Annotated in this window: 12 protein-coding genes; 9 read left to right on the plus strand and 3 right to left on the minus strand. The window is 62.0% G+C overall.

The window, feature by feature from the left end:
* The 4 genes from ftsY to rpoH form a co-directional block, all read left to right on the plus strand.
* Positions 1–1,097 (plus strand): signal recognition particle-docking protein FtsY (ftsY, locus tag AC2CGQ_RS22215; RefSeq protein WP_484593888.1); only part of this gene is annotated, 1,097 nt, incomplete at its 5' end.
* 5 nt (positions 1,098–1,102) lie between these two features.
* The gene (ftsE, locus tag AC2CGQ_RS22220) at positions 1,103–1,774 is read left to right on the plus strand and encodes a cell division ATP-binding protein FtsE (protein WP_004934337.1); all 672 of its coding nucleotides are present in this window, start codon (positions 1,103–1,105) and stop codon (positions 1,772–1,774) included.
* Positions 1,764–2,717, plus strand: a complete 954-nt coding sequence (gene ftsX / locus AC2CGQ_RS22225; RefSeq protein WP_004934340.1) for a permease-like cell division protein FtsX — start codon at positions 1,764–1,766, stop codon at positions 2,715–2,717. Before ftsE ends, ftsX begins: the two co-directional genes overlap by 11 nt.
* A gap of 317 nt (positions 2,718–3,034) precedes the next feature.
* On the plus strand, positions 3,035–3,892 hold the full coding sequence (gene rpoH, locus AC2CGQ_RS22230) for an RNA polymerase sigma factor RpoH (RefSeq protein WP_004934345.1): 858 nt from the start codon (positions 3,035–3,037) through the stop codon (positions 3,890–3,892).
* 63 nt (positions 3,893–3,955) lie between these two features.
* Here rpoH and AC2CGQ_RS22235 read toward each other — a convergent pair whose 3' ends face one another.
* From AC2CGQ_RS22235 to panM, 3 genes are read right to left on the minus strand one after another with little or no spacing between them, the layout of a single operon-like run.
* Entirely contained in the window at positions 3,956–5,974 is a 2,019-nt protein-coding gene (locus tag AC2CGQ_RS22235; protein ID WP_484593892.1) for a hypothetical protein, read from the minus strand.
* A gap of 43 nt (positions 5,975–6,017) precedes the next feature.
* Positions 6,018–7,235: a DUF3142 domain-containing protein gene (locus AC2CGQ_RS22240; protein ID WP_021504805.1), complete on the minus strand. Its 1,218-nt coding sequence runs from the start codon at positions 7,233–7,235 to the stop codon at positions 6,018–6,020.
* Positions 7,232–7,624 carry an aspartate 1-decarboxylase autocleavage activator PanM gene (gene panM / locus AC2CGQ_RS22245; protein WP_015376288.1) on the minus strand — a complete coding sequence of 131 codons (393 nt, stop codon included), beginning with the start codon at positions 7,622–7,624 and terminating at the stop codon, positions 7,232–7,234. Before panM ends, AC2CGQ_RS22240 begins: the two co-directional genes overlap by 4 nt.
* 405 nt (positions 7,625–8,029) lie before the next feature.
* Here panM and AC2CGQ_RS22250 point away from each other — a divergent pair, with 405 nt between their 5' ends.
* The 5 genes from AC2CGQ_RS22250 to livF all read left to right on the plus strand — a co-directional run bounded on the left by AC2CGQ_RS22250 (position 8,030) and on the right by livF (position 12,939).
* The gene (locus tag AC2CGQ_RS22250; protein ID WP_015376289.1) at positions 8,030–9,145 is read left to right on the plus strand and encodes a branched-chain amino acid ABC transporter substrate-binding protein; all 1,116 of its coding nucleotides are present in this window, start codon (positions 8,030–8,032) and stop codon (positions 9,143–9,145) included.
* 117 nt (positions 9,146–9,262) lie between these two features.
* Positions 9,263–10,189: a high-affinity branched-chain amino acid ABC transporter permease LivH gene (gene livH, locus AC2CGQ_RS22255; protein ID WP_015376290.1), complete on the plus strand. Its 927-nt coding sequence runs from the start codon at positions 9,263–9,265 to the stop codon at positions 10,187–10,189.
* Entirely contained in the window at positions 10,186–11,469 is a 1,284-nt protein-coding gene (locus AC2CGQ_RS22260) for a high-affinity branched-chain amino acid ABC transporter permease LivM (RefSeq protein WP_060441197.1), read from the plus strand. The genes livH and AC2CGQ_RS22260 overlap by 4 nt, the downstream gene beginning before the upstream one ends.
* A complete protein-coding gene (livG, locus tag AC2CGQ_RS22265; RefSeq protein ID WP_015376291.1) occupies positions 11,466–12,236 on the plus strand; it encodes a high-affinity branched-chain amino acid ABC transporter ATP-binding protein LivG in 771 nt (256 codons plus the stop codon). The genes AC2CGQ_RS22260 and livG overlap by 4 nt, the downstream gene beginning before the upstream one ends.
* Position 12,237: 1 nt before the next feature.
* Positions 12,238–12,939: a high-affinity branched-chain amino acid ABC transporter ATP-binding protein LivF gene (gene livF, locus AC2CGQ_RS22270; RefSeq protein WP_015376292.1), complete on the plus strand. Its 702-nt coding sequence runs from the start codon at positions 12,238–12,240 to the stop codon at positions 12,937–12,939.
* The last annotated feature ends 37 nt before the right edge of the window (positions 12,940–12,976 follow it).

Raw genomic sequence — 12,976 nt, forward strand, 5'->3', positions numbered from 1 at the left:
CGGTCGTTGAGCCTGAGCCGGTCGTTGAGCCTGAGCCGGTCGTTGAGCCTGAGCCGGTCGTCGAACCCGAGCCGGTCATCGAACCCGAGCTGGTCGTTGAGCCAGAGCCGGAAGCGGAAGAAGAGCCGCTGGAACCCGTCGTGCCGGCCGCTGCGCAAGAGCAGGAGCGCCCGACCAAAGAGGGCTTCTTCGCGCGCCTGAAGCGCAGCCTGCTGAAGACCAAGCAGAACCTCGGCTCCGGCTTTATGGGGCTGTTCCGCGGTAAAAAGATCGACGACGACCTGTTCGACGAGCTGGAAGAACAGCTGCTGATCGCCGACGTTGGCGTGGACACCACGCGCAAGATCATCACCTCCCTGACCCAGCACGCCAGCCGCAAGCAGCTGAAAGACGCCGAAGCGCTGTACGGCAAGCTGAAGGAGGAAATGTCCGAAATTCTGGCCAAGGTCGATCAGCCGCTGGATGTCAGCGGGAAAACCCCGTATGTCATCCTGATGGTCGGCGTGAACGGCGTGGGTAAAACCACCACCATCGGCAAGCTGGCGCGCCAGTTCCAGGCGGAAGGCAAGTCGGTGATGCTGGCGGCGGGGGACACCTTCCGCGCCGCGGCGGTGGAGCAGCTGCAGGTGTGGGGTGAACGCAACCGCATTCCGGTGGTGGCGCAGCATACCGGCGCGGATTCCGCTTCGGTGATCTTCGATGCGGTGCAGGCCGCCAAGGCGCGCGGCATCGATGTGTTGATCGCCGATACCGCCGGCCGTCTGCAGAACAAATCGCACCTGATGGAAGAGCTGAAGAAGATCGTCCGCGTCATGAAAAAACTGGACGACCAGGCCCCCCATGAGGTTATGCTGACGCTCGATGCCAGCACCGGCCAGAATGCGGTCAGTCAGGCGAAATTATTTAATGAGGCCGTGGGCTTAACCGGCATCACGCTGACTAAACTGGACGGTACCGCCAAGGGCGGGGTGATCTTCGCCATCGCCGATCAGTTCGGTATCCCGATCCGCTATATCGGCGTCGGGGAAGGCATCGAAGATTTGCGGCCGTTTAAGGCTGACGATTTTATTGAGGCACTTTTTGCCCGAGAGGATTAATACGGATGATTCGCTTTGAACAGGTCAGTAAAGCTTATCTGGGCGGACGGCAAGCGCTGCAGGGGGTTGATTTCCATCTGCGCCCGGCGGAGATGGCGTTTCTGACCGGCCATTCCGGCGCGGGGAAAAGTACCCTGCTGAAACTGATTTGCGGTATCGAACGGCCCAGCGCCGGCCACATCTGGTTTGGCGGTCACGACATCAGCCGTTTGAAAAACCGCGAGGTGCCGTTCCTGCGCCGGCAGATCGGCATGATCTTCCAGGATCACCACCTGCTGCTGGATCGCACGGTGTATGACAACGTGGCGATGCCGCTGATCATCGCCGGCGCCAGCACCGAAGATATCCGCCGCCGCGTTTCCGCCGCGCTGGACAAGGTCGGTTTGCTGGATAAAGCGAAGAACTTCCCGATTCAGCTGTCCGGCGGTGAGCAGCAGCGTGTGGGCATCGCCCGTGCGGTGGTGAACAAGCCGGCGGTGCTGCTGGCGGATGAACCGACCGGTAACCTGGACGATGCGCTGTCGGAAGGCATTTTGCGCCTGTTTGAAGAATTCAACCGCGTCGGCGTGACCGTTCTGATGGCGACGCACGACACCGGGCTTATCGCCCGCCGCAATTACCGCATCCTGACGCTGAGCCAGGGCCGCATGCAAGGAGGCGCTCACCATGGCCAATAACGCAAAAACCGCCAAGAGCAAGGCGCTGCGCGGCGGCTGGCGCGAACAGTGGCGTTACGCCTGGATGAACGCCATCAAAGACATGCTGCGTCAGCCGTTGGCGACGCTGCTGACGGTGATGGTGATCGCCATTTCCCTGACGCTGCCGAGCGTATGCTACATCGTGTGGAAAAACGTCAGCACCGCGGCCAGCCAGTGGTATCCGACGCCGCAGCTGACCGTCTATCTGGATAAATCGCTCGATGACGACGCCGCGCTGAAAGTGCTCGACGCCATCAAGGCGGAAGCCGGCGTGGAGAAGGTCAATTACCTGTCGCGTGAAGAAGCGCGCGGCGAGTTCCGCAACTGGTCGGGCTTTGGCGGCGCGCTGGATATGCTGGAAGAGAACCCGCTGCCGGCGGTGGCGATCGTCACGCCGAAGCTGAGCTTCCAGAGTTCGGATACCCTCAACACCCTGCGCGATCGCGTAGCGGCGGTGCAGGGCGTGGAAGAAGTGCGTATGGATGACAGCTGGTTTGCCCGCCTGGCGGCGCTGACCGGGCTGGCGGGCCAGATTGCGGCGATCATCGGCGTGCTGATGATCGTGGCGGTGTTCCTGGTGATCGGCAACAGCGTGCGTCTGAGCATCTTCAGCCGTCGCGACACCATCAACGTGATGAAACTGATCGGCGCCACCGACGGTTTTATCCTGCGGCCGTTCCTCAACGGCGGGGCGATGCTGGGCTTTGCCGGCGCGCTGCTGTCGCTGGTGCTGTCCGGGGCGCTGGTATGGCAACTGGAGTCGGTGGTCGCCGGCGTGGCCAAGGTATTCGGCACCACCTTCACCCTGCACGGGCTGGGCTGGGATGAGGCGCTGCTGCTGCTGATCATCTCCGCGATGATCGGTTGGATCGCCGCCTGGCTGGCGACGGTGCAACATTTACGCCGATTTACACCACAGTAAGATTTTTTTGGTATACTCTTCTCCTGCTGCTTTTGATCGCGTTGCGGGAGAAGAGTGACCTCAAGCGAAGTCAGCACCATCCCTCTCTTCTTAGCGCACAAATTCCCTATCGGCCTGCACCTTCGTCACGTATTGTCAGCAACAATGCTTGCAAAAAAGGGTGAACTTCTGGGGCGGAGTACGGTCAAAAATTGCAGCAAATGTTAAGGTGCCCGGCGTGTGGAACCGCTTTTGCTTCAGCAACTGCCGTAGAATCAATCATTTCCCCGCTGTAATAATCACCTGCATGATTTTGTATTCTCATAGAGAGGGTTTGAATGACCAAAGAAATGCAAACTTTAGCCTTAGTACCCCAAGGTAGCTTGGAAGCCTATATCCGGGCAGCCAACGCCTATCCGATGCTGACGGCAGAGGAAGAGCGGGAGCTGGCTGAACGGCTGCATTATCAGGGCGATCTGGATGCCGCTAAGCAGCTCATCCTGTCTCACCTGCGCTTTGTCGCTCATATTGCCCGCAACTATTCAGGCTATGGTCTGCCGCAGGCGGATCTGATTCAGGAAGGCAATATCGGCCTGATGAAAGCCGTTCGCCGCTTCAACCCTGAAGTCGGCGTGCGTCTGGTTTCCTTTGCGGTGCATTGGATTAAGGCGGAAATCCACGAGTACGTATTGCGCAACTGGCGCATCGTGAAAGTGGCGACCACCAAAGCGCAGCGCAAGCTGTTCTTTAACCTGCGCAAAACCAAGCAGCGTTTGGGTTGGTTCAACCAGGATGAAGTGGAACTGGTGGCCCGTGAGCTGGGCGTAACCAGCAAAGACGTGCGCGAGATGGAATCGCGCATGGCGGCGCAGGACATGACGTTCGATCCGACTCCGGACGACGAGGCCCGCGACGGCCAGTCGATGGCGCCGGTGCTGTACCTGCAGGACAAGAGCTCGGACTTCGCCGAAGGCATCGAGGAAGATAACTGGGAAAGCAACGCCGCAGACAAACTGGCCTATGCGCTGGAAGGTCTGGACGAGCGCAGCCAGCATATCATTCGCGCCCGTTGGCTGGACGACGACAACAAGTCGACGCTGCAGGAGCTGGCCGATCAGTATGGCGTTTCCGCCGAACGCGTGCGCCAGCTGGAAAAGAACGCCATGAAGAAACTGAAAATGGCGATCGAAGCCTGAGTCGATGCGAGATTCGATAAAAAAGCCCGGCAAGCCGGGCTTTTTAGTGCCTGAAATCCGGCGCTATGGCGCCACGGCGGCAAAGTCTGGCGCCGGGCAGTCGTAGCCGAATTTCGCCGCCCACGGGTAGCGGGTGCCGGTGTTGATGTAGCGCTGATAAAGCGCCCGGCCGGTTTTGGCGTCGCGCTTGATAACCCAGCTGGCGGCGTTACACAGCACGGCGGCATAGGCCTGGCTCTTCGGCGGCAGCAGATCGGCCGCCTGCTGCGCCAGCCCAACCGCCTGCCAGCGATAGTGCAGGAAACGGTTGTCTTCCGCCGGTAGCGCCGCCTTGGCGCGTACCGCTTCCGCGCTGTCGATCCAACTTTTGTGCTTCAGCTCGCGGGTATCGAACGCATCCCCCAGATAGGAATAGCCGGCGCCATAGATGGCGTAGTCCGGCGTCATCTCATAGCCGGTAAATTCCAGCCCCTGGGCGCGCAGCAGGTTGGCGGCGCGATAGTAAGCCTGCGCACGCGCCAGCGGTGCGGCGGATTTGTCCTTGGCGGCCTTCAGCTCGTCGGCATACTGCTGCGCTGCCTGCCGGTAGTTGGGGATATCGAAGTAGGCCAGCGCCTCCGGGGCTCTTCCGGCGCGCATCAGCCGCCGCGCCAGCAGTTCGCGCAGCTGCACTTCCGGCGTGATCTGCTGGCCGCCGTAGTCGTCCGGGTTAACCGGCTTGAGCGGCGTCGTCGGCGCCGGGGCGTGCTTATCGACAAAGCCTTTCAACTCATCGACGGTCAGCACTCGCTCCGCCACGTCGGCCACGTCGGCCCAATAGAGCGCCTTGCCGCGATACAGCAGGTCCATCGCCTGCAGATAGTCGCCGCGGTTCAGCGCCAGGATGGCCTGTTCGCCGGCCACCCGGCATTCGGGCACGATGGTTTCCGCAACGAAGTCGGCGTTGCGCTGTTCACCCCAGCTTTCGTCGGCGGGGAACGCGCTTGCCGCCTTGGCGTAGGCGGCGGTGGCGGCTTTCACATCGCCGTCGCGCAGCGCCATTTTGGCGCGCAGCCACCACGCCAGGCCGCTGTCGCCGGCATTTTTCAGCAGGCTCGCCGCCATCGGGTACTGCCCCGAACGGTAAGCCAGAGCCGCCAGCCGATCGCTGCCGGCGAAGCCGCTTTTCACTGAGCCGTCCAGCAGCGTCAGGATCTGGTTGATGATTTGCGCGGAGCGGCCGTTGCCGTCGGTATCCGCCATTTGCAGGTTGCCGCTGCGAGCGAACAGCTCAATGGTCACCAGCTGCTGGATCAACGGATCGCCGATAATCTGTTTCAGCGTGTCCAAATGGTCGGGATTGACCAGGAAGCTGGAGACGTACTGCAGCGACTGCCCGCCGCTCGGATCGCCCTGCGCCGCCTGCTGTGCGTACAGGTGGGCGGCGGGGGCGACCTCACCCAGCCACAGGTGGATGCGCGCCTGCTGCCCAAGGCTGCTCAGCGCCAGCTGATCGGGATCGGCGGTACCGTTTTTCACCCGATCGATCACCTGCTGGAATGCAGCCAGCGCCTGTTCGAGCGCGGCTTTTGGCGGGTGCTCGGCGGCGGGGGCCGCTTCACCGGATTCGTTCACCGGCGTCCCGTGGTCCGCCATCAGTACCCGCCCCAGCGAATACTGCGCCCGCAGCCCCCAATCGCCCTGCTCGGCGGCCGGTAGCTTCAGCACCTGCTGGAAATAGTCTGCGGCGCGCGGATCGTGGCTGGCGAAAGCCACGGCGCCCAGTTGATAGAGACGCGCAGCGTTGGACAACCCCTGCGTATTGACGGCGTCAGCCTCTTCCACCGTTTTGGCGGCGCGCATTTTGCCGATCGCTATCGTTTCCGGCGATTGCGGCATCGGTTTCGGCGGCATCGGCGGCGGCGGGGCCTGCCAGTGCGGCAACTGACTGTCCGCCGGCACCAGCCGGCCGGCTTCGAAGGCGAAATTGCCCTCCGGCATATACAGCAGGGTGCCGTTGCGGTCGATCAGCAGCCGGTTAGGAAAATCCGGGCCGCAGGCATAGCCGTTCAGCGGCAGCGCCAGCGCGGCGCCGATCAGCATGGCCAGCGGAAGAAGGCGGCGGGTGTTCCGTGCCGCGCGCGTATCAAGGTGTGACAAGGGTGCCTCCTGGCGTCAGTTGTTGGCAGCGCAGCCAGCCCAGCGGCCGGGATTGCCCGGCGCGCAGCTGATCGCCGCTGATGCGAATAAAGCGTTGCCGTTGCGGTGCGGATTCCAGCCGGTAGTTGCCGACCGCGTCCGCCGCCAGGCAGTCGTCGGCGCGGATGATGACTTCTTGCGGCAGCGGGGCGTCCACCGGCCCGTTGTTATGAATTATCAGATCATACAGCCCGTTTTGCTGTGGCTGAGGCCTAAATTTTACCTGCCAGTCGACATTCAGCGGCCGCCGTTCGATCACCACTCGCAGCGTGGCGAGCGACCAGGCGCGCCGATCGTCCGCCAGCGGCAAGCGGAACCAGATAATGCCGCGCAGCCGGGGCGGCGTTTGCTGCGCCAGCGTTTGCAGAAAATCGGCGATCTGCTGCGGCGCGACCGTCAGTTCGCGGCCGTTGCCGGCCACGCGCAGCGAGGATTCGCTCTCCACCTGCGCGCCCTGTGCATCAAAACCCAGCAGTGCCATGCCATAAGCCGGCAGCGCGACGCGAAACGGCTTCGGTGTGACGGCGGCGTACTGCCGCACCCAGCGTAGCGCCAAAGAGCCGTCAAACAGCCCCTGCTGCGGCGAGAGCACCGCATGCACCTGCAGGACGGAACTGTCGGCCTGTTGCAGTACGCCGGGCAGGCCGGGTGAACCGATCCAGGCGGGCAGGGCGGTGATGCCGAGTTGCAAAGCGGCGGGCAGGCGTTGGCGCAGCCGCTGCAGAAAGCGTTGGTAGTCCGGCAGGCGGGCGGTGGCGGCGTCATGATCGATCTCGACGCCGGTGACGGGCAGCCCGGCCGCCTGCCAGCGTTGGGCGAGCGCCAGCAGCCGCTGGATAATGGCTTCCTGGTCCAGCTGCGGCAGCTGGCCGTCGAGGCGCGCCACCAGCCAGAGCGGGCGGCCATCCTGTTGCAATAAGCGCAGGTCGGCCGGGATTTCCCGCCAGCCCTCGCGTGGATGCACCTGCAGCGCCAGCACCCGCAGCCCGGCGAACAGATCGCGGCTGTGCGCCAGCGCATCGGCGTGCTGCGGCGTCCAGACCCGCTGCCAGACATAAACCTGCTGATCCCAGTCTGAGGCCAGGCGCAGCGCCTGCTGGCGCCCGAGGAACGCGGCCGCCAGCCCCAGCGCAATCAAGACCAGCGCCGCCAACCGGCGTTTCATTTTTGCCAGAGATCGCCCTGCGGTGCGAAGCCGCAGGCGCGCATGAAGTTCTCGACTTCCCCGCGTTCGCGCGGTGCCAGGCCGGCGGTCGACAGCTGCCAGTGAGCGACCTGCGGCAGCTGACGCTGCGCATCCTGCACCAGGTAAAGACCGACGCCGCGGCGGCGCGTCACTTCGCGCACCAGCAAGTCCTGCAGCTCGGCGCGGTCATCCTGCAGCGCAATTTTCACCGCGCCCAGCAGACGCTCGTTGAAGCGGGCGGCGAACAGCGCCTTGCCGCCGCTCAACCAGCTCTGCCACTGTTCCGGCTGCTGATGCGGCCAAATTTTACCGAGATCGATAAGGTCTTGCGGGGACAGCGCGGTCAGGCGCTCGATGGTCAGTTTCATGCAGAATTTCCGCGCAGCTAAATGATGCCGACAGTGTAATAGATCTTGTGCAGAGCGTTGTGTAAGTTTTTCTGTACGATTACTGTGCAATATGTTTTTTGCACGGGGCATTTTCCGAGTAAATAGTTAGTAAAGGGATTGTTAACCAGCACAACGCGCTACGCCTCAAGGTAAACGGCGCAGATTTAATTCGAATTTTATCCTGTTTACACCGCTTGTTTCTGCCTGATGAAGTTGATTTGCAGCAGAAAATTCCTGTTTAATGGCATGAAAAATAAAGTCTTATTAGAAAATAATGCCGACAAATTGCCTAAATCATTATTACTTATAACAAAAGCGGTCAATAACGATCGGGCGCAGGCAAACACAACAGGTACGTTCACAACGACAGATGGGGATTTGCGGATGAAATTAACAACAGGTAAGGCACTGCTGGCGGGTTGCATTGCGATGGCCATGAGCCAGGCGGCTATGGCGAAAGACATCAAGGTGGCGATCGTCGGGGCGATGTCCGGCCCGGTCGCGCAGTATGGCGACATGGAGTTTACCGGCGCGCGCCAGGCGATTGCCGACATCAACGCCAAGGGCGGCATCAAGGGCGACAAGCTGGTTGGCGTGGAATACGACGACGCCTGCGATCCGAAACAGGCGGTTGCGGTCGCCAACAAGGTGATCAACGACGGCATTCGCTACGTGATTGGCCACCTGTGTTCCTCTTCCACCCAGCCGGCGTCCGATATCTATGAAGACGAAGGCGTGATCATGATTACCCCGGCGGCCACCAACGCCGATCTGACTACTCGCGGCTACAAGATGATCCTGCGCACCACCGGTCTGGATTCGGATCAGGGCCCGACCGCCGCCAAATACATCCTCAGCGACATCAAGCCGAAGCGCATCGCCGTGGTGCACGATAAGCAGCAATACGGCGAAGGCCTGGCGCGCTCGGTGCGCGACAGCCTGAAAAAACAGGGTACCGAAGTGGCGATGTTCGAAGGCATCACCGCCGGCGACAAAGACTTCTCCACCCTGGTGGCGCGCCTGAAGAAAGAGAATATCGACTTCGTGTACTTCGGCGGTTACTACCCGGAAATGGGCCAGATCCTGCGTCAGGCCAAACAGGCCGGGTTGACCACCCGCTTCATGGGGCCGGAAGGCGTGGGTAACTCCTCGCTGTCCAACATCGCCGGCGCCGCCTCGGAAGGCATGCTGGTGACGCTGCCGAAACGCTACGATCAGGTGCCCGCCAACCAGCCGATCGTCGATGCGCTGAAAGCCAAGAAGCTGGATCCGACCGGCCCGTTCGTCTGGACTACCTATGCCGCGCTGCAGTCGCTGACCACCGGCATGGAGCGCAGCGGCAGCCAGGAGCCGGCGGACATCGTCAAGGATCTGAAAACCGGCAAGCCGGTGGACACCGTGATGGGGCCGCTGAGCTGGGATGACAAGGGCGACCTGAAAGGCTTCGAGTTCGGCGTGTTCGAGTGGCATGCCAACGGCACGTCCACACCGATCAAATAAGCCATAATGATTAGGGTGGGGCGCAGTTTGCTGCGCCCGGCGAGTCGGCTTGCCGGCCCCGTCTCCCTTTACCCGCCGGTTCTCCGCCGGCGGGTTTCGCAGCCAAGGGTTCAGAGTATGTCAGAGCAGCTCCTCTATTTTCTGCAGCAGATGTTCAACGGCTTAACGTTGGGCAGCACCTATGCATTGATCGCCATCGGTTACACCATGGTTTACGGCATCATCGGCATGATCAACTTCGCCCACGGCGAGGTGTACATGATCGGCAGCTATGTCTCCTTTATCGTTATCGCCGCCCTGATGATGCTCGGCATCGACGTCGGCTGGCTGCTGATCGGCGCCGCGTTCCTGGTCTCGATCGTCATCGCCAGCGCCTACGGCTGGAGCATCGAGCGGGTAGCCTACAAACCGGTGCGCAACTCCAAGCGCCTGATTGCGCTGATCTCGGCCATCGGCATGTCGATATTCCTGCAAAACTACGTCAGCCTGACGCAGGGCTCACGCGATCTGGCGCTGCCCAGCCTGGTGACCGGCCAGTGGGTGCTGGGGGAAAGCAACGGCTTCGCCGCCACCATCAGCACCATGCAGCTGACCATCTGGCTCGTGACCTTCCTGGCGATGCTGGCGCTGACGCTGTTTATCCGCTATTCACGCATGGGCCGCGCCTGCCGCGCCTGCGCGGAAGATCTGAAGATGGCCAGCCTGCTGGGCATCAACACCGACCGGGTGATCTCGCTGACCTTCGTCATCGGTGCGGTGATGGCGGCGGTGGCCGGGGTGTTGCTCGGCCAGTTCTACGGCGTCATCAACCCTTACATCGGCTTTATGGCCGGTATGAAAGCCTTTACCGCTGCGGTCCTGGGCGGCATCGGCAGCATTCCCGGCGCGATGATCGGCGGCCTGGTGCTGGGCGTGGCGGAAGCGCTGACCTCCGCTTATTTGAGCACCGAATACAAAGACGTGGTGTCGTTCGCGTTGCTGATCGTGGTGCTGCTGATCATGCCGACCGGCATTCTTGGGCGTCCGGAGGTTGAGAAAGTATGAAACTCAATCTGCTTAATGCGCTGATCGCCACGGCGGTGCTGTTCGTGATGGCTTCGTTCCTGATGGGCATGCAGCTCAGCCTGGACGGCACCAAACTGGTGGTGCACGGCGCGGCGGAAGTGCGCTGGATGTGGATCGGCATCGGCTGCGTCATCGTCTTTTTCTTCCAGCTGTTGCGCCCGCTGCTGCAGCAGGGCTTGAAAAAGGTCTCCGGCCCGGCGTTCGTGCTGCCGAGCTTCGACGGCACCACGCCGCGGCAAAAGCTGCTGGCGGCTCTGCTCATCGTCGCGGCGGTCGCCTGGCCGTTCCTGGTGTCGCGCGGCACGGTGGATATCGCCACCCTGACGCTGATCTACGTGATGCTGGGCCTCGGCCTCAACGTGGTGGTGGGCCTGTCCGGTCTGCTGGTGCTCGGTTACGGCGGTTTCTATGCTATCGGCGCCTACACCTACGCGCTGCTGAATCACTATTACGGCCTCGGTTTTTGGGAGAGCCTGCCGCTGGCGGGTATCGTTACCGCCGCCTTCGGCTTCCTGCTCGGTTTCCCGGTGCTGCGGCTGCGCGGCGACTATCTGGCGATCGTGACGCTCGGCTTCGGCGAGATCGTGCGCATCCTGCTGCTGAACAATACCGAGATCACCGGCGGGCCGAACGGCATCAGCCAGATCCCGAAACCGACCTTTTTCGGCCTGGAGTTCAACCGCAGCGTGCGCGACGGCGGTTGGGATACCTTCCATAACTTCTTCGGCCTGAAATACGATCCGAGCGATCGCATCGTGTTCCTGTACCTGGTGGCGCTGCTGCTGGTGGTGCTGACGCTGTTCGTCATCAACCGCCTGCTGCGCATGCCGCTCGGGCGCGCCTGGGAAGCGCTGCGTGAAGACGAGATCGCCTGCCGCTCGCTGGGCCTCAGCCCGACGCGCATCAAGCTGACCGCCTTTACCATCAGCGCCGCCTTCGCCGGGTTTGCCGGCACGTTGTTCGCCGCGCGCCAGGGTTTCGTCAGCCCGGAATCCTTCACCTTCGTCGAGTCGGCCTTCGTATTGGCGATCGTGGTGTTGGGGGGCATGGGCTCGCAGTTCGCGGTCATTCTGGCGGCGATCCTGCTGGTGGTGTCGCGCGAGCTGATGCGCGATCTGAATGAATACAGCATGTTGCTGCTGGGTGCGCTGATGGTGCTGATGATGATTTGGCGGCCGCAGGGGCTGTTGCCGATGAAACGGCCGCAGCTGAAGCTGCAGGCGGCGGATATTCACGCGGGCAAGGGGGAACAGGCATGAGCGTTCAACCTTTACTTCAGGTGGAAGGCCTGTCGATGCGTTTCGGCGGGCTGCTGGCGGTCAACAATGTGGCGTTGACGCTCAATGAAGGCGAAATCGTGTCGCTGATCGGCCCCAACGGCGCCGGTAAAACCACGGTATTCAACTGCCTGACCGGTTTTTACCGTCCGAGCGGCGGCACCATCAAATTGCGCGATCGCCATCTGGAAGGGCTGGCGGGGCAGGCCATTGCCCGTATGGGCGTGGTGCGCACCTTCCAGCATGTGCGGCTGTTCCGTGAAATGACGGTGATTGAGAACCTGCTGGTGGCGCAGCATCAGCACCTGAAAAGCGGCGTGTTCGCCGGGTTGCTGAAAACCCCGGCCTTCCGCCGCGCCGAAGCCGAAGCGCTGGCGCGCGCGGCGGAGTGGCTGGAGCGCGTCGGCCTGCTATCGATGGCCAACCGTTCGGCGGGCAACCTGGCCTACGGGCAGCAGCGTCGGCTGGAGATCGCCCGCTGCATGGTGACCCGACCGGAGCTGCTGATGCTGGACGAACCGGCCGCCGGCCTCAACCCGAAAGAGACCGACGAGCTGGATCATCTGATCGTCGAGCTGCGCGATCGGCATAAGGTCTCGGTGCTGCTGATCGAGCACGACATGAAGCTGGTGATGGGCATTTCCGATCGCATTTACGTGGTGAATCAGGGCACGCCGCTGGCGCAGGGCACACCGGCGGAGATCCGTAACAACCCGGACGTGATCCGGGCTTATTTGGGCGAAGAATAATATGTTGTCATTCAATCAGGTATCCGCCCATTACGGCAAAATTCAGGCGCTGCATCAGGTCAGTCTCACGATAAGTCAGGGCGAAATCGTGACGTTAATCGGCGCCAACGGCGCCGGTAAAACCACGCTGCTCGGCACCCTGTGCGGCGAACCGCGCGCCAGCGAAGGCAGCATCGTCTTTCAGGGCCAGGACATCACCCAGTGGCAAACCTCGCGCATCATGCGTGAAGCGGTGGCGATCGTACCGGAAGGGCGGCGCGTCTTCTCGCGCATGACGGTGGAAGAAAACCTAGCGATGGGCGGCTTCTTCGCCGATCGTCACCAGTATCAACAGCGCATCGAACGGGTGTTCACGCTGTTCCCGCGCCTGCTGGAGCGCCGAAGCCAGCGCGCCGGCACCATGTCCGGCGGCGAGCAGCAAATGTTGGCCATCGGCCGCGCGCTGATGAGCCAGCCGAAGCTGCTGCTGCTCGACGAACCTTCGCTTGGGCTGGCGCCCATCATCATCCAGCAGATCTTCGACATCATTCAGCAGCTGCGGGAAGAGGGCATGACTATCTTCCTGGTGGAGCAAAACGCCAATCAGGCGCTGAAATTGGCGGACCGCGGTTATGTGCTGGAAAACGGCCGCGTGGTGTTGGAAGATACGGGGGCTGCATTGTTAGCCAACGAAGCAGTGAGGTCGGCGTATCTGGGCGGTTAATCCGCCCCCCTACGAATTAAAATAATCAGGTACGAGA

Source organism: Serratia sp. DFXYC6 (assembly GCF_057196085.1).

Coding starts and splice junctions, on each gene's coding strand:
- ftsE (WP_004934337.1), top strand. CDS start 1,103: ATGATTCGCTTTGAACAGGTCAGTAAAGCTTATCTGGGCGGACGGCAA.
- ftsX (WP_004934340.1), top strand. CDS start 1,764: ATGGCCAATAACGCAAAAACCGCCAAGAGCAAGGCGCTGCGCGGCGGC.
- rpoH (WP_004934345.1), top strand. CDS start 3,035: ATGACCAAAGAAATGCAAACTTTAGCCTTAGTACCCCAAGGTAGCTTG.
- AC2CGQ_RS22235 (WP_484593892.1), bottom strand. CDS start 5,974: ATGCTGATCGGCGCCGCGCTGGCGCTGCCGCTGAACGGCTATGCCTGC.
- AC2CGQ_RS22240 (WP_021504805.1), bottom strand. CDS start 7,235: ATGAAACGCCGGTTGGCGGCGCTGGTCTTGATTGCGCTGGGGCTGGCG.
- panM (WP_015376288.1), bottom strand. CDS start 7,624: ATGAAACTGACCATCGAGCGCCTGACCGCGCTGTCCCCGCAAGACCTT.
- AC2CGQ_RS22250 (WP_015376289.1), top strand. CDS start 8,030: ATGAAATTAACAACAGGTAAGGCACTGCTGGCGGGTTGCATTGCGATG.
- livH (WP_015376290.1), top strand. CDS start 9,263: ATGTCAGAGCAGCTCCTCTATTTTCTGCAGCAGATGTTCAACGGCTTA.
- AC2CGQ_RS22260 (WP_060441197.1), top strand. CDS start 10,186: ATGAAACTCAATCTGCTTAATGCGCTGATCGCCACGGCGGTGCTGTTC.
- livG (WP_015376291.1), top strand. CDS start 11,466: ATGAGCGTTCAACCTTTACTTCAGGTGGAAGGCCTGTCGATGCGTTTC.
- livF (WP_015376292.1), top strand. CDS start 12,238: ATGTTGTCATTCAATCAGGTATCCGCCCATTACGGCAAAATTCAGGCG.